The organism is Collinsella sp. An7 (genome assembly GCF_002159335.1).
Taxonomy (GTDB): Bacteria; Actinomycetota; Coriobacteriia; order Coriobacteriales; family Coriobacteriaceae; genus Coprousia.
Window position 1 is genome coordinate 1 of record NZ_NFHP01000008.1, and the last position, 19,619, is coordinate 19,619.

General features: G+C 67.0%; 14 protein-coding genes and 1 tRNA gene. 11 read left to right on the top strand and 4 right to left on the bottom strand.

What is annotated here, in order from left to right:
• Window positions 1-146: 146 nt before the first annotated feature.
• The 4 genes from purF to B5G20_RS08870 all read left to right on the top strand — a co-directional run bounded on the left by purF (window position 147) and on the right by B5G20_RS08870 (window position 5,946).
• Window positions 147-1,799, top strand: coding sequence for an amidophosphoribosyltransferase (gene purF, locus B5G20_RS08855; RefSeq protein ID WP_087356553.1), 1,653 nt, complete (start codon window positions 147-149; stop codon window positions 1,797-1,799).
• A 156-nt stretch (window positions 1,800-1,955) separates the two neighbouring features.
• Entirely contained in the window at window positions 1,956-3,071 is a 1,116-nt protein-coding gene (purM, locus tag B5G20_RS08860) for a phosphoribosylformylglycinamidine cyclo-ligase (RefSeq protein WP_087356554.1), read from the top strand.
• Window positions 3,072-3,522: 451 nt separating this feature from the next.
• The gene (gene purN / locus B5G20_RS08865; RefSeq protein ID WP_239286957.1) at window positions 3,523-4,119 is read left to right on the top strand and encodes a phosphoribosylglycinamide formyltransferase; all 597 of its coding nucleotides are present in this window, start codon (window positions 3,523-3,525) and stop codon (window positions 4,117-4,119) included.
• Window positions 4,120-4,311: 192 nt separating this feature from the next.
• Window positions 4,312-5,946 carry a UDP-N-acetylmuramoyl-L-alanyl-D-glutamate--2,6-diaminopimelate ligase gene (locus tag B5G20_RS08870; RefSeq protein WP_087356555.1) on the top strand — a complete coding sequence of 545 codons (1,635 nt, stop codon included), beginning with the start codon at window positions 4,312-4,314 and terminating at the stop codon, window positions 5,944-5,946.
• Between the two features lie 59 nt (window positions 5,947-6,005).
• Here the strand turns inward: B5G20_RS08870 and B5G20_RS08875 are convergent, their stop codons facing one another.
• A complete protein-coding gene (locus B5G20_RS08875) occupies window positions 6,006-7,535 on the bottom strand; it encodes a UDP-N-acetylmuramoyl-L-alanyl-D-glutamate--2,6-diaminopimelate ligase (RefSeq protein WP_087356556.1) in 1,530 nt (509 codons plus the stop codon).
• A 230-nt stretch (window positions 7,536-7,765) separates the two neighbouring features.
• Between B5G20_RS08875 and B5G20_RS08880 the strand changes: the two genes are divergently transcribed.
• Window positions 7,766-7,856: transfer RNA gene (locus B5G20_RS08880), tRNA-Ser, on the top strand.
• Between the two features lie 455 nt (window positions 7,857-8,311).
• On the opposite strand, the gene gluQRS is transcribed toward B5G20_RS08880, so the two are convergent.
• The gene (gluQRS, locus tag B5G20_RS08885) at window positions 8,312-9,283 is read right to left on the bottom strand and encodes a tRNA glutamyl-Q(34) synthetase GluQRS (protein WP_087356557.1); all 972 of its coding nucleotides are present in this window, start codon (window positions 9,281-9,283) and stop codon (window positions 8,312-8,314) included.
• Between the two features lie 205 nt (window positions 9,284-9,488).
• The gene (locus B5G20_RS08890; RefSeq protein WP_087356558.1) at window positions 9,489-10,007 is read right to left on the bottom strand and encodes a ferritin; all 519 of its coding nucleotides are present in this window, start codon (window positions 10,005-10,007) and stop codon (window positions 9,489-9,491) included.
• 455 nt (window positions 10,008-10,462) lie between these two features.
• Here B5G20_RS08890 and B5G20_RS08895 point away from each other — a divergent pair, with 455 nt between their 5' ends.
• From B5G20_RS08895 to B5G20_RS08915, 5 genes are all read left to right on the top strand, one after another.
• Window positions 10,463-12,397: a DUF2207 domain-containing protein gene (locus B5G20_RS08895; protein WP_158094431.1), complete on the top strand. Its 1,935-nt coding sequence runs from the start codon at window positions 10,463-10,465 to the stop codon at window positions 12,395-12,397.
• Between the two features lie 182 nt (window positions 12,398-12,579).
• Window positions 12,580-14,223, top strand: a complete 1,644-nt coding sequence (purH, locus tag B5G20_RS08900) for a bifunctional phosphoribosylaminoimidazolecarboxamide formyltransferase/IMP cyclohydrolase (RefSeq protein WP_087356560.1) — start codon at window positions 12,580-12,582, stop codon at window positions 14,221-14,223.
• A gap of 509 nt (window positions 14,224-14,732) precedes the next feature.
• Window positions 14,733-15,416 carry a hypothetical protein gene (locus tag B5G20_RS08905; RefSeq protein ID WP_087356561.1) on the top strand — a complete coding sequence of 228 codons (684 nt, stop codon included), beginning with the start codon at window positions 14,733-14,735 and terminating at the stop codon, window positions 15,414-15,416.
• Window positions 15,417-15,612: 196 nt separating this feature from the next.
• Window positions 15,613-16,278, top strand: a complete 666-nt coding sequence (locus tag B5G20_RS08910) for a response regulator transcription factor (protein ID WP_087356562.1) — start codon at window positions 15,613-15,615, stop codon at window positions 16,276-16,278.
• A 7-nt stretch (window positions 16,279-16,285) separates the two neighbouring features.
• Window positions 16,286-17,338 carry a sensor histidine kinase gene (locus B5G20_RS08915; RefSeq protein WP_087356563.1) on the top strand — a complete coding sequence of 351 codons (1,053 nt, stop codon included), beginning with the start codon at window positions 16,286-16,288 and terminating at the stop codon, window positions 17,336-17,338.
• A gap of 412 nt (window positions 17,339-17,750) precedes the next feature.
• Here the strand turns inward: B5G20_RS08915 and B5G20_RS08920 are convergent, their stop codons facing one another.
• Window positions 17,751-18,188 (bottom strand): universal stress protein, encoded by a 438-nt coding sequence (locus B5G20_RS08920; protein WP_087356564.1) that lies wholly within the window; start codon window positions 18,186-18,188, stop codon window positions 17,751-17,753.
• Window positions 18,189-18,393: 205 nt separating this feature from the next.
• Between B5G20_RS08920 and B5G20_RS08925 the strand changes: the two genes are divergently transcribed.
• On the top strand, window positions 18,394-19,335 hold the full coding sequence (locus tag B5G20_RS08925; protein ID WP_087356565.1) for an undecaprenyl-diphosphate phosphatase: 942 nt from the start codon (window positions 18,394-18,396) through the stop codon (window positions 19,333-19,335).
• Window positions 19,336-19,619: the final 284 nt, after the last annotated feature.

A 19,619-nucleotide genomic window follows, 5' to 3' on the forward strand; every position in this document is an offset into this window, starting at 1 on the left:
CCCAGCGGCCTCGCCCGCTCCGCCCCCGCAGCCGCCGCGTCCCTCGGCAACCCGCCCCTCTCGTGTGAAAAACCGCGCACGACCGCCCCTGCTCCCGCTCGCTGGCATAGAATATGCGGGTCCATTTCACCAACCAAAGGAGCGCCATGCCCGAGCGGAGCTGTCGAACCGTCTGCAACCCTGTGCCCGCCGCGACCGACCCCGCGCCCGACGACGCCCTCCACGAGGAGTGCGGCGTTTTTGGCGTGTGGGCACCCAGCCGCGACGTGGCGCGCCTTACCTACTTTGGCCTCATGTCGCTCCAGCACCGCGGCCAGGAGTCGGCCGGCATCGCCGTGGGCGACGGCGGCACGGTTATGGTCCGCAAGGAGCTTGGCCTCGTGAGCCAGGTCTTTACCGACGCCGACCTTGCCGCGCTCCCCGGCCAGCTCGCCATCGGACACGTGCGCTACGGCACTGCGGGCGCCAAGAGCTGGGAGGCCGCGCAGCCGCACCTCTCGACCATCAACGACGTCATCATCGCGCTTGCTCACAACGGCACCCTCGTTAACACCGACGAGCTGCGCCGCCAGCTGATCGACCTCGGCGTGCACTTTCTCTCCAACTCCGACTCGGAGGTCGCGGCCAAGCTCATCGGGTACTTCACCCAGCGCACGCGCCATCTGCGTGAGGGCATCCGCAAGACGATGGAGCTCGTGCGCGGCGGCTACGCCATGGCGCTCATCAACGAGCAGGCGCTCTACGCCTTCCGCGACCCCTTTGGCATTCGTCCGCTCGTCCTTGGCTACCTGCCCGCCGACGATGGTGCAGTTGGGGACGTGTTCCATCTGACCCATTCGGACGCCTCCGATACGTCCACCAACGTGGCCGGCTGGGTCGTTGCCTCCGAGACCTGCGCGCTCGACATCGTGGGCGCCGTCTACGTGCGCGACATCCGCCCCGGCGAGATCCTGCGCATCAGCGCCGAGGGCCTCGTCTCCGAGCAGGGCGTGCCTGCCGCGCGCGAGACGGCCGAGTGCATCTTTGAGCAGGTCTACTTTGCGCGGCCCGACTCCATCATGGCGGGCAAGTCGGTCTACGCGTGCCGCTACGACATGGGTCGCCAACTCGCCCGCGAGGCGCCCGTCGAGGCCGATATGGTCATCGGCGTGCCCGATAGCGGCCTGCCGCCGGCGGAGGGCTTTGCGCACGAGAGCGGCATTCCCTTTGGCGAGGGGCTCATCAAGAACCGCTACGTGGCGCGCACTTTTATCCAGCCCACGCAGGAGCTCCGCGCGATGGGCGTGCGCATGAAGCTCAATCCGCTGCGCGATAACATCGCCGGCAAGCGCCTGGTGGTGATCGATGACTCCATCGTGCGCGGCACCACCATGGTGCAGCTCGTGCGGATGCTGCGTCAGGCGGGAGCGGCCGAGGTTCACGTGCGCATCAACTCGCCGGAGGTCGTGTGGCCGTGCTTCTATGGCATCGATACCGACGTTCAGGCGCAGCTCATCAGCGCCAACCGGCGCGTGGAAGAGATCCGCGACTATATCGGTGCCGACTCGTTGGCGTTTCTCTCGGTTAAGGGGCTGCTTGCGTGCATGCCGCCGTGCGGGGCGACCCCCGAGGGCGGCGTGCGCGGCTACTGCACCGCCTGCTTTACCGGCGTGTACCCGGTGGCCATTCCCGAGAGCTTTGGCCGCGACAAGTTTATGCCCGGCTACGACCCCTGCAACCTCACGCAGCCGACGGTGCTGCCCCGCGACGTGGTGGAGCAGAAGGACCGCGACCGCACCTGGGAGTCCGAGCACCTCTAAGGCGCCGATGGGTCACTTGGAACGCGTCCCCAAATGACCCATTTTGACCCCGCCCCAGAATGAGCTATGCGTGCCGGCTTGCTCGGCGGGCGCGTGCTGGCCCGGCGTACCTGCTATGATTTGGCTATCTGAGAGCATCTTCAGAAAGGACCGCCGATGAGCGATACACCCAAGCATGTGACCTACGAGGACGCCGGCGTCGATACGGCCGAGGGCGGCCGCGCGGTCGACGCGATCAAGCAGATGGTCGCCGCCACCAACCGCCCCGAGGTCATCGGCGGCATCGGCGGCTTTGGCGGGCTGTTCTCGGCCGCGGCGCTCAAAGACATGGAAGACCCGATTCTCATCAGCGGCACCGACGGCGTGGGCACCAAGCTCGTACTCGCCCAGCTGCTCGACCGCCACGAGACCGTGGGCCAGGACCTCGTGGCCATGTGCGTCAACGACATTCTCGCCTCGGGTGCCGAGCCGCTCTTCTTTCTCGACTACGTGGCCATCGGCCACATCGAGGCCGGGCACATGGCCAAGATCGTCAAGGGCGTGGCCGACGGCTGCAAGCTTGCGGGCTGCGCGCTCGTGGGCGGCGAGATGGCCGAGCACCCCGGCGTCATGCGTCCGGACGACTACGACCTCGCCGGCTTTACCGTGGGCGTGGTCGACCGGCCCAAGATGCTCGACCCGGCAAACGTCCGCCCCGGCGACGTGATCCTGGGCCTGCCGAGCTCGGGCGTGCACTCCAACGGCTACTCGCTCGTGCGCAAGGTCATCGGGGTCGACGGCATCGTGCCGGGCACGCCCGAGGCCGAGGCCAAGCGCGCTGAGCTGGAGGCGCCGCGGGACGAGCTCGCCGGCATGAGCCTGGCCGATGCGCTGCTGGCTCCCACCCGCATCTACGTCAAGCCCGTGCTCGAGGTGCTGCGCGGCGCGGCGGCCGGCAAGGTGCACGCCATCGCGCACATCACGGGCGGCGGCATTACCGAGAACCTCAACCGCGCGCTGGCCGGGGACGTGGACGCCGTAGTCGACCGTCAGGTCGACGGGAGCTTTGGCTGGGACGTTCCGCCCGTTATCTCCTACATCTGCCGCGAGGCCGGGCTCACGCCCAACGAGGCCTGCAAGACCTTCAACATGGGCGTGGGGCTCTGCCTCACCTGCGCGCCCGAGGACGAGGCCACGGTGCGCACCGCGCTCGAGGCTGCCGGCGAGCGGCCGTTCCGCGTGGGTGCGTGCGTGGAGGGTTCCGGCAAGGTGGTGTACGCCGATGAGCGCTAACGACGAGCGCCGCGTGCCGGCGGCCACCGAGGACATTGCCGCCGCGGCCGCCCGGGCAGACGAGACGGGTACCTCGGCCGATACCTACCGCGAGCTGGTAGAGGCTGCCGAGCTGCCGCCCGAGGCGCTGCCGAGCGGCGAGTTCTTTACCGCCACGGCGGAGCAGGAGGTCGACCTGGCCCGCGCCGCCGCGGTGGCGGCCGCCCGCGCGTCGGCGCTTGCGGGTGCGGCGGGGGCCTCTGCCGGCACGGGCAACGCGCCTGCCGCCGAGCCCGCCGCTGCCGAGTCCGCTCCCCAGCCGACCGGCTCGCTCTACGAGGCCGCCTTGGCCGACGCCGAGCGCCGGCTCGCCCGCCTGCGTGAGGCCTTTGCCGGCGTTGAGGACGGCAACGACCTCGAGGCCCGTCGCGCCGCAGCGCGCGAGGCCGGCAAGGAGCTCCCGCCCCTCAAGATCGGCGTGCTCATCTCGGGCTCCGGCACCAACCTCCAGGCGCTCATCGACCGCATCGCCGCAGGTACGCTCAACGCCGAGATCGTGCTCGTTATCTCGAGCCGTCCCTCGGCCGCGGGCCTCAAGCGCGCGGCGGCCGCGGGCATCCAGACGCTTGCGCTCTCCAAAGAGATCTACGCCGACCCGTGGGACGCCGACGAGGTCATTGCCACCGAACTCAAACGTGCGGGCGCCGAGTACATCATCATGGCGGGCTACATGCGCATGGTGCACGAGCCGCTGCTCGCGCTTTGGCCCAACCGTGTGGTCAACCTGCACCCGGCGCTGCTGCCGAGCTTTCAGGGGGCACACGGCATCGCCGACGCCTACGAGCGCGGCGTCAAGGTCACCGGCGTGACGGTGCACTTTGCCAACGCGGCGTACGACCAGGGTCCGATCATCGCGCAGGAGCCCGTCCACGTTGAGGAGGGCTGGACGGTCGACGAGCTCGAGGAGCACATTCACGAGGTCGAGCATCGCCTCTACCCCGACGTGGTGCAGCTCCTTGCCGAGGGCCGCGTGCGGGTGCGCGAGAACCTCACCGTGGCGGTGGGGTAGCGAGTCCGCGGCAGCTCGGCGCCGCGGAGGCGAGCCCGCGAGGACGCGGGGCGTCCGGTGCCCATTCCGGGCGCCGCGTCGCCCCCGTTTTAGGTTTACGCCAGCCTTTGCCGATAATATGATGTCTAGGCAGCGGTTACAGCCGCATCTGGTGAGTTCCCGGACGCAGGAGATGGTGACAAGGTGGATACCATGAACGGGGTTGGTACGGCGAGGCTCGAGGGGCCTGCGGCCGAGCCGCCAGTTGCGGCCGAGCTGCCAGACATCTCCCTGGGCGATCTTGTGCAGGAGCTGGCAAGGTGGGGTATCGCGGCGGTTGCCTCGGACCCTTCTGCGGCGGTCCACGGGGCGTCCATCGATTCGCGCGCGGTGGATGCGGGCTGCCTGTTCGTTTGCAAGGGTGCCGGCTTTAGGCCGCAGTTTCTCTCCGGGGCGCTCGGCGCCGGCGCGGCGGCATATATGTGCGAGGCCGTCGCGGCTCACGACGGCGAGCCTCTCAGGCCGCCCCAAGAGCTGCGCGACGCAGCCCCGGGCGCTCCCTACCTTGCCGTCCGCGGCATCCGAAAGGCCATGGCCCGGGTCTCTCCGCTGATCTTCGGCCACCCCGAGCGCAAGCTGACCATCATCGGCATCACGGGTACCAAGGGCAAGTCGACCACGGCCTACATGCTGCGCTCGATCTTGCGCGCGGCCGGGCAGGAGCCGTCAATCTTGGGTTCCATCGAGACGGACGACGGCGCGGAGCGCTTTGAGAGCCATAACACGACTCCCGAGGCGCCCGACCTGTGGCGCCACCTGTTTCACACGGTGCAGGCGGGTCGCACGTGCATGGTCATGGAGGTCTCGAGCCAGGGGCTCAAATACGACCGCGTGCTCGGCCTGCCGCTCGACATCGCGTGCTTTCTCAACATCGGGCGCGACCACATCTCGCCCATCGAGCACCCCACGTTTGAGGATTACTTCGCGAGCAAGCTGAGGATATTCGACCACGCCCAGACGGCCGTCGTGAACCTTGCGACCAAAGAGCTCGAACGCGTTATGGCGGCTGCCGCGCACGCTCGCCGGTGCGTAACCACGCTCGCCGAGATGCCGGGGCACGAGGACGGGCTGGCCAAAGACCGCACCGCTCACCTCCCGGCTAGCCTGGGGGCCGACCATATCGCGGCATCTGCCGGTGGCGTTGACTTTGAGGTGGCGGAAGGGTCGGAACGGCACCGTATCCGCTTGGGAATTCCCGGACTCTTTAACGTCGAGAACGCCCTGGTCGCCATTGCGTGCGCGCGGCAGCTGGGCATCGGCTACGACGCGATCGCCGCCGGGCTCGCGCACGTGCGCGTTCCGGGGCGCATGGAGCCCGTGGTGTCTCCGGACGGCAAGATCCTCGCGCTCGTTGACTACGCGCACAACGAGCTGTCGTACGAGACGCTCTTCCACTCGGTCAAGGCGGAGTATCCCAAACGCAAGGTGGTTGCGGTGTTTGGCGCGCCGGGCGACAAGGCGCTCGAGCGCCGCGAGGTGCTGCCGCGCGTGGCGTCGCGCTATGCCGACCTGCTGATTTATACCGAGGAGGATCCGGCGCACGAGAGCGTCGAGCAGATCTGCGCGGAGCTTGCCGCGCACACGCCGGATTCGGTGGAGCACCGCATCGTCTGTGACCGCACCGAGGCGATACGCCAGGCGTTTGCATGGGCGCAGCAGGCTGGCGAGGCGGTCGTGCTGCTGCTGGGTAAGGGTGACGAGACGCGTCAGCACCGGGGCGACTCGTATCCCGAGGTAACGAGCGATCTCGAGCTCGCGCGGGAGATGCTGGGGGTTGCGGAGCGGTAGGCCCGGTGGGCCGGCGCCGGCTCCGATCCGCCCCGCTTGCTCTGCGCGGCTTACTCCGCCTAACCGACGATCGACCTGATCACGGCGGCGTCCCCCTCGTAGGGGAGGCGCTCCGTGCCGCGGACCACAAACGTCTCATGGCCCTTGCCGGCCAAGATCACGACCGCCGGACGCCGCGCGCCCTCGATGGCATGCCGCGCGGCCTCCCTGCGGTCGAGGATGGTCGTGATGTTCGTTGCCCCCGCCTCGCGCGCAGCCTGCTCAATCTCCTGCGCGATGAGCGCGGGGTCCTCCTTGCCCGGGTCGTCCTCGGTAACGATGATCCGGTCGGCGAGGCGGCCGGCGGCCTCGCCCATACCGTACCTCCGCTCGACGCCCTTGGTTCCCGTGGCACCAAACACGCAGGTCACCTCGTGGTTGGGATAGGCGTCGCGCACGTCGGTGAGCAGCGCCTCGAGGCTCGAGCCGTTGTGCGCGTAGTCCACGATAACGGTGAGCCCGTCCTCCTGATGGGCAATTTCCATGCGCCCGGGAACATGCACCGCCTCCAGCCCCGCGCGGATATCGGCGGCGGTGGCGCCAACGGCGAGCGCGCACGCCGCGGCGATGAGCGCGTTCTCTGCGTTGTAGAGGCCGAGCATGGGGAGCCGCACGGCAAGGGGCTCGTTCAGCTCGGGCACATTCGGTCCGGCGGTCAGCTCAAAGGCGATTCCGCCCCGCTCATGCCGGATGTTCGCGGCACGGAGGTCTGCCTCGGCCTCGGTCGTGGAGCATGTGATGGTTCGCTCACAGGCGCTCGCTGCGCTGAGGACGCGCTCCCGGCACTCCGGTTTCATGTCGAGGTTGACGACCGCGGTGCGCGCTTTCTCAAACAGCCGCAGCTTGCTTGCAAAGTAGTCCTCAAACGTGGGGTGTTCGATGGGCGAGATGTGGTCCTCAGAGATGTTGGTAAACGCGCCGACCGCGAGCTTGACCCCCCGCATGCGCCCGTATTTGAGCGCCTGGCTCGAGGCCTCCATAACAAGTGCGGACGAGCCGGACGCCATCGCGTTGGCGATATGACGCTGCAGGTCAAAGGGCTCGGGGGTGGTGAGGGTGGAGGTCTCTACCTCAATGCCGTCGTCGAGCGTGATGGTAGAGAAGAGGGGACACCGCGGCAGGCCGAGCCGCTCGGCGCGCGCCTGCAGGATGGCGCGGAGGCAGTAGGCCGTGGTCGTTTTGCCCCTGGTGCCCGTGATCGCGCAGATGTCGATATGCTCCGAGGGGTGGTTCCAGGCAAGGTCTGCCGTTATGCCGAGCGCGCGGCGGATGTCCGAGACGATGATCGCGGGGATGGAAACGCCAAAGTCCTGCTCGGCGACATAGGCAACGGCACCCGCCTCGATTGCATCGAGCAGGTACTCGCGCCGGAAGGTCGCTCCCTTGCAAACAAAGAGCGTCTGCGGGCGGACGTCGCGGGAGTCGTCGGTTGCGTTGGCAATGGTGAGGGACGCGCTGGTGGCGTCGGGGCTCGAGAGGAGGATGCCCTCCCGATGGAGTGCGTCCAGGTATTCCTGGAGCGGTCTGGTGGTTTGCGAGGTGTGTGACATGGTGGCTCCTATGTGGGGCGCGGGCAGGGCTGGCGGGTGCCGCCTGCGCGGGTAAGTGCGTACCGAGATGGTACCGCAACTGATGTGGCGGGGCGTTGTTCTACAGGGGGCCGCGCGTGTGACTCCCGGAGCGGGGTCGGGACGAGCGCGGCGTGCGCCGGTCTTTTGGAAAGTTGGGTGCGCTTCTTGTGCGACGGCCTGCTCATACGCTAATATATAGCACTGCTCACGGAGAGCTGACCGAGAGGCCGAAGGTGCTCGCCTGCTAAGCGAGTATTCCCCTAAAGGGAATCTGGGGTTCGAATCCCCAGCTCTCCGCCAGCCGATTATGCAAGCCCGGTGCCCCAGCGGTGCCGGGCTTTTGCTGTTGCGGGGCGTCTCCGCCGCCCGATCGCGCCCGGCGCGTTGCTGGCGCTTGGACGTGCGCGCCGTCGCCGTTCTTCCATGCCGTCGAAACGCCGGTTTACAAGGGGTCATACGGTCGAATCGCCGTTTTACAGGGGGTCAATACCAAAACCTCGCGCCAATGTAAGGATGAAATCGGCACGCGCAATGTAGACCGATTTTGCCCAACGTCTCTACCAGCGGTTTTGTTCATCGAATTTTGCTCTCTACTCGATAAACCGCAATTCCATCCTTACATTGGCGCGAGGTTTTGATTCTGACCCCCTATGAGCGCGCGACGGCCCTCGACGCGCGGGCGCAGGCCCGGTGGCGCGTGCGGCGTGGCGCAGCGGCGCCTCGTGGGGCCGGGGCGGCGAGCAGGGGCGCTTGCCCTAGCCAATCACCAGGTCGTCGCGGTGCGCCCGCACGGTATCCCAGCTAAAGAGCCCAACCAGCTCGGAGGCACTCCGCGGCGCGCGATCGGGCGCGAGGCCCGTGCTGCCGGCGAGCCAGCCCAGCAGGCGTTCGGGCGTGCCAAACTGCTCGCGCAGCCCTTCCATGTCGAGGTCACGGTCGCGCTTGGAGAGGCGCCGCCCGTCGGGTGCCATCAACAGCGGAACATGGGCGTATGCGGGTTGCCTATAGCCGAGCAGACGCTGCAGGTGAATCTGCCTCGCGGTCGAGCTCAGCAGGTCGTGGCCGCGCACGACCTCGGTCACGCCCATCTCGGCGTCGTCTACCACCACGGCAAGCTGGTAGGCAAAGACCCCGTCGCTGCGCTGCACCAAAAAGTCCCCGCATTCGCGCGCGAGCACCTCGCGCTGCGGCCCATAAACGCGGTCGACAAACGCGATGGTCCCGGTCGGGTCGTCCGCCGTGGGCACGGCAAGCCGTTGCGCCGGGGGTCGCCGCCGGGACCGCTCGGCAACCTCGGCGGGGGAGAGCCCGCGGCAGGTGCCGGCATAGATGGGGGTTCCGTCGCTCGCGTGCGGTGCCGACGCCGCATGCAGCTCGGCGCGCGTGCAAAAGCACGGATAGACCGTGGCCGCCTCTTTGAGCGCGTTGAGCGCCGCCTGGTAGCGATCGATGCGGTCGCGCTGGTAATAGGGGCCTTCGTCCCAGTCGAGGCCAAGCCAGTGCAGGTCGCTAAGCAAAAGGTCGGCCCACGGCCCGCTTTGCGTGCGCGGGTCGAGGTCCTCGATGCGCAGGATCACGCGGCCGCCCGCGCTGCGGGCCGAGAGCCACGCCACGAGCGCGGCAAAGATGTTGCCCAGGTGCATGCGCCCCGAAGGTGTGGGCGCAAATCGCCCGACGACGGGACGCTCGGCGGCGGTGTGGGTTGCGGTGGCGCGTGAGGTATCCATGCGCACAGTATGGGCAACGGGTGGCGCGTTTGTAAAGCCCCGGCTTGGCATGTGTCCGAGCCAAAATGGGTCACTTGGAACATGTCCCCAAATGACCCAAAACGGCCGGAGCCCCCGGGTCTGCATACCCGAGGGCTCCTGGAAAAGGGGGGACTATGGGTGCGCGGGGCGGCTAGGGGGGAGCCGCCCCGCGCGGAAAGGGAGGCTAGAGCGGAAGCGCCGTGAGCTGCGTGTAGACGCGCGCCTGATACTCGCGGTCGAGGTCGTAGAGGCCCTTGGGGTCGCAGCCAAAGAGCTTCATGTTGGTGATCATGTCGCGGGCGTTGGTCTCCTCCTCGCCCTGCTCGCTCACAAACCAATCGAGGAACTTCATCGTGCGGACGTCGTGCACCTCGTGCGCCACCTCATAGCAGCGGTGGATGAGACCCGTGACGTACTCCTCGTGCGCCAGGCCGGCCTCGAGCGGCTCGATGTCCGAGCTAAAGGTCTTGTCGGGCTTGGCGATGGCCTCCATAGTGGGGGTAAAGTCGTTGTCGAGGAGGTAGCGGCGGATGGCGAGCGCGTGGTCGGACTCCTCGCGCGCCTGGATCATGTACCAGTTGGCAAAGCCCTTGAGGCCGCGGTCCTCGTAGTAGTCGGCAAAGGTGAGGTAGAGATACGCCGAATAGAACTCCGCGTTGATCTGATCGTTGAGAATCTTTGTGACCTTGCTGTCGAGTGCCATGGGACGTTCCTTCCTCACCATTACCGGCTACGTGCGTTTCGAGTCGCACTCAACGTATACCCGCCTTTGCCGGTTCAAACGCATCCACAATTCCCTCACGCGGACTTCAACGTTTCGCCTTAATTCGTTCGGTGCGGAGCGCGCGGGCCGCTGCGCGGCGGGATGGGGCAAAACGAACACGTCCCCAACCGACCCATTGGCCGAATCTTCCATGGGGCGGCCGGGAGCTGTCCGCGCCGCCCGGTACAATGGCGCCCATAGGGGAGGCACCCGACGCCTACGAAGGGATGGTTGCCATGATGCGATTGGGCTCGTATACGGTGGGAGCGTCGACCGCGGCAGATCGAGATGCGGCGGGCTGCGGGCCACTGCGGCAAGCGCCGGGCCGCCGTTCGTCAGCTGCCCGTCCGGCCCCGAACTGCGGTTTGGCGTTGTCGGCCGCGAGGCCTCGCCTCGTGCGTCTCGTCATCGTGTTCGCGACGGTGGCGCTCGCCCTGCTCTTTGCCGCGCCGCGCCCAGCCCTCGCCTACGACATGCCGCGCGTGCGGATCGACGCTGTGGTGGAGGAGGACGGCAGCCTGCAGGTCGAGGAGGAGCGCACCTTTGCCTTTGACGACGACGTCAACGGTGTCTTCTGGACCATCCCCATCACCCAAAACGAGCAGGGCGGTCGCTCGTGGCCCGATGTCGCCTCGCTCGAGGCTGCGCTCGTCGTGCGCGGCGCCGACGAGCCGCTCGAGCGCGTGGGCTCGGCCGAGCCCGGCGAGAACGGCGTCTTTACCGTCGAGGAAGACGGCGACGCCCTGCGCATCCAGCTCTTCTCGCCGCACGCCGACGGCGAGGAGGCCACCTTCCGCCTGTCGTACCGCTTAACGGGCGCGGTCATGGCCTGGGCCGACACGGCCGAGCTCTACTGGCAGTTTGTGGGGCCCGGCTGGGACGAGCCCTCGGGCGACGTGTCGCTCACCGTCTCGTTTGCGGGCGCCACGGCGCCGGGTGCGCAGGCGGCGACGGACGAGACCTTCCGCGCGTGGGGCCATGGCCCCTTGGAGGGCAGCGTCGAACCTGACGTGCAGACGGCGACGGTGCACTACAGCGTCCCGACCGTGCGCGACGGGGAGTTTGCCGAGGCGCGGACCGTCTTCCCAGCGTCGTGGGTGCCGGGGCTCGTTGCTGCGAGCGGCAGCTCCACCGAGCGCCTGCCGCAGATCCTAGAGGAGGAGGCGGCATGGGCAGCCGAGGCCAACGCGCGCCGCGAGCAGTTGCAGACGGTCATCGGGGTGGGCAGCGTGCTGCAGATTGCGCTGCCAGCCGCCCTTTTGGTGGCTGCGGTGGCGTTTCGCCTCACGCACGGTCGGGCGCCCCAGGCCTCGTTTGACCAAAAGTACCTGCGCGAGCTGCCTTCCAACGACCATCCGGCCGTCATCGCCGCCTTTATGGAGGGCGGCGAGGCGGGTGAGCGCGCATTTGCCGTCACGCTCATGAAGCTCACCGACGAGGGCGTGGTGGGCATCGTGACGGATGGCGATGGTTCCGGCCGCGGCAAATCGCCGGCGTATCGTTTGCGTTTGCTCAAGCCGCACGCGCACGACGGGGAGGGTATCGACGCCGCGGTGCTCCGCGTGTTCTTCCGGGGCGGGCGCACCGAGTCGAGCTTTGAGGAGCTCCGCTCGTATGCCGAGTCTTCGCCCGACACGCTCAACGAGTTTATGGACGACTTTGCGGCGGAGGTTGCGGCGGAGCTGGCGAGCCGCGGGCTCAGCACCCCGCGCGGTGGCTTCCCCACGGCGGTGACGGTGGCCGGGGTGGCACTTCTTGCGGCGTCGTTTATCCTGGCCGCCTTCACCGATGGTGCGACCCTGCTTGCGCTCGGCATTGGGTTTACGCTCACGTTGGTGGCCCTCATCGTTGCGGCTCGGTGCCGCAGGATCACGCCAGAGATGGCCGAGCTCCGGGCGCGGTGCGAGGCGTTTCGCCGGTGGGTCGAGGATTGCTCGAGTTTGGGCGAGAGCATCGATGTGGACCGCCCCGAGGGCCGGTGCATGCTCGTGATGGCAACCGCCGTGGGGGTGAGCGACGAGGTCATCGCTGCATTTGCCGGGCCTCGTTCGGCAGCGGCGGATGTTGCCGAGCAAGCGGAGCAGGCGGCCTTCGAGGCGGAAACCTTTGCGTACGGTTACGGTGGCCTCTACTACCCATACCCGCTCTTCTGGTGGTATTTCCCCTGGTACGGGCATCGTCACAGCCCACACGAGAGCGTGGACTCGGCATACGAGAGTGCGGCTTCGAGCATTGCCTCGAGCCTGAGCGCCTCGGCCGGTGGCAGTGGCGGTGGGTTCTCTGGCGGCGGCGGGGGCGGCGTTGGCGGAGGCGGCGGCGGAACGTTCTAGCGGCGGCCGCGGCGAGCCGCCGCATCGGGGTGGGGTGTTGCGCACCTGCCGCGCCGGGGGTGCGGCCCCGTGTCCGACCCCCGCGCGTCCTGCGCACCAAGCGCGCCGCGTTGCGCTACATTATAGGTTCCTAGTGTTTGCCGGCGCCGCACGCGCCGGCGCCTGTTGCGCAAGGAGGGCGTATGGGAGCTGAGCGAAAGATCGCGCGTGCGCTGATCTCGGTGACCGACAAGACGGGCGTGGTCGACTTCGCCCGCGCTCTGGTCGACGAATTCGGGGTTCAGATCATCTCGACGGGCGGCACGGCCAAGGTCATCGAGGAGGCGGGCGTGCCCGTGACCCCGATCGAGGACTTCACCGGGTACCCCGAGATGATGGACGGGCGCGTTAAGACGCTCCATCCCAAGGTCCACGGCGCGCTCCTCGCCCGCCGCGATTTGCCCGAGCACATGAGTCAGGCCGCCGAGCACGGCATCGAGCTCATCGACCTCGTGGTGGTGAACCTCTACGAGTTTGAGAAGACCGTGGCCGACCCGGCTGTGACCTTTGCCGACGCCATTGAGCACATCGACATCGGCGGCCCCTCCATGCTCCGTTCCGCCGCCAAGAACAACGACGCCGTGACCGTGGTCTGCGACCCGGCCGACTACGACGCCATTCTCGAGGAGATGCGCCTGCACGAGGGTGCCACGCTGCGCTCCACGCGTCGTCGCCTCGCCGCCAAGGTCTTTACCCGCACCGCCGCCTACGACTCGGCGATCTCCACCTGGCTCAACGATTACCTCGCCGCCGAGGAGCCTGCGGTTGCCGCCGCTGCCGGCGAGGAGGGCTTCCAGCCGCCTGCGGCCCTCACCCTCAACCTCGCCAAGACGCAGGAGCTGCGCTACGGCGAGAACCCGCACCAGTCCGCCGCGGTCTACCGCTTTGCCGACGAGTTCTCGCGCTACGGCAGCTCCGCCAACCCGCTGGTGGGCGCCGAGCAGATTCAGGGCAAGCCGCTCAGCTACAACAACTTCCTCGACGCCGACGCCGCGTGGAACGCCGTGCGCGAGTTTGACGAGCCGGCTGTGGTGATCCTCAAGCACCAGAACCCCTGCGGCTCGGCCGTGGCCGAGGACGTCACCACCGCTTACGACCGCGCCTTTGCGTGCGACCCCAAGAGCGCCTTTGGTGGCATCATCGCCGTCAATCGCGAAGTGCCGCTCTCGCTCGTCGAGCATTTTGCCGACCAGAACAAGCAGTTCGTCGAGGTCATTATCGCGCCGAGCTACACCCCCGAGGCCCTCGAGCGCCTCTCCAAGCGTTCCAACCTGCGCGTGCTCGCCACGGGCGGCGCCGCGGGCCACGCGCGCCTTGAGCTGCGCTCCGTCGACGGCGGCATGCTCGTGCAGTGCGTCGACACCGTTGAGGAGGACCCGGCCAACTTTACCTATCCCACCGAGCGCAAGCCCACCGACGCCGAGATGCGCGACCTGCTCTTTGCGTGGCGCGTGGTAAAGACCGTCAAGTCCAACGCCATCCTCATCGCCAAGAACGAGGCCGGTATCGGCATGGGGCCGGGGCAGCCCAACCGCGTGGACTCTGCGCTTTTGGCCTGCGAGCGCGCCGAGGACGCCTGCAAGCGCATGGGCATCGAGGCGAGCGAGTTTGCCTGCGCGAGCGATGCGTTCTTCCCGTTCCGCGACAACGTTGACGTGCTCGCGGCGCACGGCGTGACGGCGATCATCCAGCCGGGTGGCTCGGTCCGCGACGACGAGTCCATCGAGGCTTGCAACGAGCACAACATCGCCATGGTGTTTACGGGGACCAGGCATTTCCGCCACTAGCGGGTCGACGCTGTGCGCCGGCCTGGCGGGCACCTTGCCGTTCAGCTTCGAGGGCATGGGCGTAAGCCCTATGCCCTCTCGCTTCGCGGCAATCTGCCTCGCCAAGCCGTCGCTCGCTGTCTTTAATCATTTGGGGACGGGGTTGTTTTGGGTTATTTGGGGACGTGTTCCATCTGCCCCATTTTCAGCTCGCCCGCTTGTATCGGCTTGATACAGGCGGGCGGGCTGTTTTGTTGTCCCGATAGTTAGGTACCCGCCCATTACACCAGCGTCAAATCGTGTCCAAAAACACTCACGATTTGCCGCTCATGTAATGGCCGGGTACCTAACTTTCTGGGTTGGCTGAGGGCGGGCTTGTCGGGGGCACGGGCCGGTTGGGGATGTGTTCGCTCCAACCCATTGCTGGAAAATGGGTCAAACGGGGCACGTTCCCAACTGACCCATTTGTTTTCTGGCGGGTGAGAGACCATAATGGGGCCGATTTAGGACGCGTTGTTGAGGAGGCCAAGATGTCCGAGACCGCGGAGCAGCCGGTGGAGAACGGCGCCTTTCAGCTGGGGGAGCCGGTGCTGGTGTGCCGCTGGCGCCTGCATGCGCGCAAGATCCCGCTGCTCAACCGGCATATCCGGGCGCTTGCAGCGCGTCGCGTTGCGGGCGAGCCTCTCAGCCGGGGGCTCCTCTCGTGGGCAAAGCAGCACGTAGAGTGGTCGCTCGCAGACGACACGACCGTCCCCGTACCCGAGGACGGCGTGCTCATGCTCGTGGTGGACGAGACCGGTCAGGCGGCTATGAGCACGGGCGCTTACGAGCCTCTGCCCGACACGTCTGCCGAGGCGCTTGCACAGCGGGCCATCAACGCGCAGCGCGAGGCGCAAGAGACGGATGTGGCGCCCGAGGTGCTAGCCTGCGTGGCCGATGGAGCCCTGACCTTGGGCGTTGCCGAGGAGGCGACGCTTTGCGGCGCGGCATCGCTTGCCGAGCAGCTGGCCCGGGCGCGTGGATGCGCGGTGACGCGCGACCCGGCGCTTCCGTTTCGCGCGCTCGCGGGCATGGGAGAGGCGGCGCAGGGAGCGCTCCTGCTCTCGGACGAACACGGTGCGGTCTTGGCGAGCGACGCCGACGAGCTCGCTCCCGCGGCGGCCGACCTCGCCATACTGCTGACCGAGGGCTACGAGAAGCTTCTCCGCTGCTAGGGGCGTCAGGCCGGCGCGCTGCAAGCCTCAGCGGATCGGCGGGACACCCTCCCAACCCCTCTCTTCCTTAGCATTTCTTAAGCGAGGGGGCGGTAATTTGCTGGGGCATAATAGACCCATCGACCGTTCGGCGAGCTGCAGTCGCACGCCTCATCCCCGCGGCGGCTCCGCCCCAAGTGCATGCAAGGGAGCAGCCATGGCCCTCATCTACGTGGTAGAAGACGATGCCGCTATCCGCGGCGAACTCGTGCAGGTGCTCGAGCGCAACGGCTTTACCACGGCTGCGGCCACGGACTTCTCCCATGTGGTCGAGAGCATCCAGGAGGCGAGCCCCGACCTCGTGCTGCTCGACCTCACCCTCCCCGATACCGACGGGCAATTTATCTGCCGTGAGCTCCGCGCCGTCTCCGACGTGCCCATTATCGTCCTCACGAGCCGCGTAACCGAGATCGACGAGGTCATGAGCATGACGATGGGCGCCGACGACTTTGTGCCCAAGCCCTACAGCGCCCGCGTGCTCGTGGCGCGCATCCAGGCACTGCTGCGGCGGACGTCGGGCGGCGAGGGCAAGAGCGTGCTCGAGCACAACGGCCTCGCGCTCGACCTGTCGCGCTCGGTGGCGCAGGCCAACGGCAAGCAGGTTGAGCTCACCAAAAACGAGCTGCGGATCCTTGCACTGCTCATGCGCCGCGCGGGCACGATCGTCTCGCGCGAGGCGCTCATGCGCGACCTCTGGGATTCCGATGCCTTTGTGGACGACAACACGCTCACCGTCAACATCAACCGCCTGCGCGGTACGCTCGAGAAGATCGGCGTTATGGGCTACCTCACCACGCACCGCGGCCGTGGCTACTCGGTCTAGGTGTCCCATGTCGCCGCGCGCCTACCTTAAGAGCAACCTGCCGATCCTGGGGATCTTGCTGGCCGCTGCGCTGCTCATCGTTTTTGTTCTGGAGGTAGCGGGCGTCAACCGCTACATCACGGCGCTTGCCGGCATCATCGCGCTCGCCGGTGCCGTTGCCGCGTTTAGCATAGATTACCTGCGCAAACGCTCGTTCTACAGCGACCTTGCCGAGGTTTTGGCCGATGATGTGCGGCCCCAGTGGCTGGCCGAGTTTATCGAGCGGCCCGACTTTGCCGAGGGGGAGCTCACCTACGACGCGATTCGCGCCATTGCCAAGGGTGCGAGCGACGAGACGGCGGCGGCCGAGCGTCAGCTTGTGGAGTACCGCGAGTACATCGAGACGTGGGTCCACGAGGCAAAGTCACCCCTGGCGGCAGCGCATCTCATGCTTGAGAACCTCGGCGAGACGGCGGGGGACGTGCTCGGCTACGAAAAGCTCGATGCGGTGGGCGACGAGCTCCGCCGTGTGGAGGGCTACATCGAGCAGGCGCTCTTCTATGCGCGCTCCGAGGCGCTCGACCGCGACTACCTCATTCGCGCGTACCGCCTCGGCGACCTGGTAAACGCGGCGATTAGGGCCAACGCGCCGGCTCTCATTGCGGCGCGGGTGGCGCCAGTGGTCGAGGGGCTCGACCTCGAGGTCTTTACCGACGAGAAGTGGATCGAGTTTATCCTCGGGCAGATCATCCAGAACAGCGTCAAGTACGCGCATGCCGACCGGCCGACCATCAGCTTTACGGGCCGGCTCGTAGACGAGGGGCTCGCCACGGAGGCGGTGGAGCTCTCTGTGGCAGACAACGGCTGCGGCGTCTCTGAGGCGGATTTGCCGCGCGTGTTTGAGAAGGGCTTTACCGGCGACAACGGTCGCACGGGCAAGCGTTCCACAGGCATAGGCCTTTACCTGGTAAAACGCCTTTGTGACAAGATGGGTGTCCAGCTCGAGGCAAGCTCAAGGCCAGGTGAGGGCTTCACCATCCGTTTGAGGTTCTCCACCAACAAGTTCCAATATTTTGAGTAGGCTCTGTCGCCACGTGCAGATACCTGCCGGTGCCCTCGCACCCGGGCGTGTGGGGACCCGCGCCGCTAGCGAGAGGTTCGGCCAGCGATCTCCTTTGCTCGGACGCACGGGAATTCATGCGTCCATGGGGGGCTGACCGTGCGTCTACGGCGGCTAAACCGCGTTGCGCCCCACGTTTCCAGCCGCCCTTCCCGCACCCCCATCAGGTCAAAGCTACCCACATCCTTCAACGCCCCTCCCATTCACCTCGGAGAAGCAGGCAAGCGCAACGGTGCCGCGAGGGCTGACGGCCGGGCTTCCCTCTGAACGAGTTCCACAGGAAAGGGCGCCGAAGCGCCCTTTCCGAGGACTGTTTGGAGTTCAGAGGGAAGCCCGGCCGTCAGCCCTCTCGGCATCGGGTACGGAAGCGAGCCTACTTCACGACCAAAATGTCGCACTCCGAGCTCCGCAGCAGGAAGGTCGAGATGGAGCCCAGGAGCGCGTACTTGATCGACGAGAGGCCGCGCGCGCCGCACATCACAAGGTCGGGCTGCACCACGTCGAGCATCTCGTCTTTGAGCGTCTCGCGAATACGCCCGGCGCGGATCATGATCTCCACCTCGGGGATGTCGGGGTTCTCGCGGGCTTCTTCAACCTGTGCCTCAATGGAGGTGCGGAACGCCTCCTCGAGCCCGCTGACCAGGTCGGCCGGATAGGCGCCTGCAGACTCGAGTGCCGTGGAGTCGATGACGTGCCCGATGATGAGTTTGGCGCCGTTGTTTGCCGCGACCTTGATGGCGCGCGCCAGGACGAAGTCCTGCTGCTCGGTCCCGTCGAGCGCCACGAATACCTTGGAATAGCCTTCGTTCATGAGAGCCTCCTTTTCGTGCGACGGCGAGCCGCCGCCAGCAGCCTACTTGCGGACGTTATACCCGCGTCCGCCCCAATCGTTCTTATGTTTCCGTGAACGTAGCCCATCGACCCGCCGGGGGTCTTTGCGCTGGTCGATAATGGCTTGCAACTGAGGCGCCGCCCCGCGCGGTCGAGCGCCGGCAATCGCGATAGGGGAGGCTCTGTTGAATCCCATCGAACTGCTCAAATCGGCATTTCTCGGTCTGGTCGAGGGCATCACCGAGTGGCTGCCCATCTCGAGCACGGGCCACATGATCTTGGTGGACGAGTTCATTAAGCTGAACGTCAGCGAGGAATTCATGAACATGTTCCTCGTGGTGATCCAGCTGGGCGCCATCCTTGCGGTGTGCGTGCTGTTCTTCCACGAGCTCAACCCGTTTAGCCCGAGCAAGGGTCGCGAGGGCCGGCGCGCCACGTGGTCTCTCTGGGGCAAGATCGTGCTCGCGTGCCTGCCGGCGGCGATCATCGGCATCCCGCTCGACGACTTTATGGAGGAGCACCTCTACAACAGCGTGGTGGTGGCCGCGGCGCTCATCGTCTACGGCATCGCGTTTATCGTGATCGAGATGTGGCGCAAGCGGGTGCTCGCGCGCCGCGTCGAGGAGGAGGGCGTGGTCCCGGGCAGCCGTCCGGCCGGCACGCACTTTGCTCGCCCCGCCGAAGCGGTCGAGCCCACCGAGGGCGGCGACTTTGGCGCGATCACCCGCGTGGAGGACCTGCCGCTCAAGACCGCCTTTGGCATCGGGTGCTTCCAGGTGCTATCGCTCATCCCGGGTACGTCGCGCTCCGGCTCGACCATCATCGGCGGCCTTCTGCTTGGCTGCACGCGCTCAGTGGCCTCTAAGTTCACGTTTTTCCTGGCGATTCCCGTCATGTTTGGCGCCAGCGCGCTCAAGCTGGTGAAGTACGTGGTGCTCGACGGCGGTACGTTTGGCACCAACGAGCTCGCCATCATGGGCGTGGGGTGCCTCGTGGCCTTTGTGGTGTCGCTTCTGACCATCAAGTGGCTTATGAACTTTGTGCGCAAGCATACCTTCATTGCCTTTGGCGTGTACCGCATCGTGCTCGGCGTGGTGGTGATTGCGTACTTCTTGCTGCTGGCGTAGCGCTTGCGGCTGCGCTTGCACGCGCGTGCTCGTTCGCACCCGTCCCCGCCCGTAGCGGCTGGGGCGGGTGCTTTTTGCGTGCGGGCTGCGGCGCTGGCGTCGGGGCAGCGCTGCTGAGGCCGTCGCTGTCACCGGCACCCGCCCCGCGCCGCCGTGGTGCCCGTTGTGCCCCGCGCCGCGCGCGTGCACCCTTCCTCCACAGCGCGTCGCCTGTGTCCGCGCGGCCCGGTATACTGGGTAGGCTCAAGACCACGGCTCGCCGCAGCGGGCCTTCGTATCATCCT

What these genes read in the sequence shown, in the direction of transcription:
- B5G20_RS08890 (WP_087356558.1), bottom strand. Translation starts at nt 10,007, where the DNA reads ATGGCACTCGACAGCAAGGTCACAAAGATTCTCAACGATCAGATCAAC.
- B5G20_RS08920 (WP_087356564.1), bottom strand. Translation starts at nt 18,188, where the DNA reads ATGAACGAAGGCTATTCCAAGGTATTCGTGGCGCTCGACGGGACCGAG.
- B5G20_RS08905 (WP_087356561.1), top strand. Translation starts at nt 14,733, where the DNA reads ATGTCCGAGACCGCGGAGCAGCCGGTGGAGAACGGCGCCTTTCAGCTG.
- purF (WP_087356553.1), top strand. Translation starts at nt 147, where the DNA reads ATGCCCGAGCGGAGCTGTCGAACCGTCTGCAACCCTGTGCCCGCCGCG.
- gluQRS (WP_087356557.1), bottom strand. Translation starts at nt 9,283, where the DNA reads ATGGATACCTCACGCGCCACCGCAACCCACACCGCCGCCGAGCGTCCC.
- B5G20_RS08875 (WP_087356556.1), bottom strand. Translation starts at nt 7,535, where the DNA reads ATGTCACACACCTCGCAAACCACCAGACCGCTCCAGGAATACCTGGAC.
- purM (WP_087356554.1), top strand. Translation starts at nt 1,956, where the DNA reads ATGAGCGATACACCCAAGCATGTGACCTACGAGGACGCCGGCGTCGAT.
- B5G20_RS08915 (WP_087356563.1), top strand. Translation starts at nt 16,286, where the DNA reads ATGTCGCCGCGCGCCTACCTTAAGAGCAACCTGCCGATCCTGGGGATC.
- purH (WP_087356560.1), top strand. Translation starts at nt 12,580, where the DNA reads ATGGGAGCTGAGCGAAAGATCGCGCGTGCGCTGATCTCGGTGACCGAC.
- B5G20_RS08910 (WP_087356562.1), top strand. Translation starts at nt 15,613, where the DNA reads ATGGCCCTCATCTACGTGGTAGAAGACGATGCCGCTATCCGCGGCGAA.
- B5G20_RS08870 (WP_087356555.1), top strand. Translation starts at nt 4,312, where the DNA reads ATGAACGGGGTTGGTACGGCGAGGCTCGAGGGGCCTGCGGCCGAGCCG.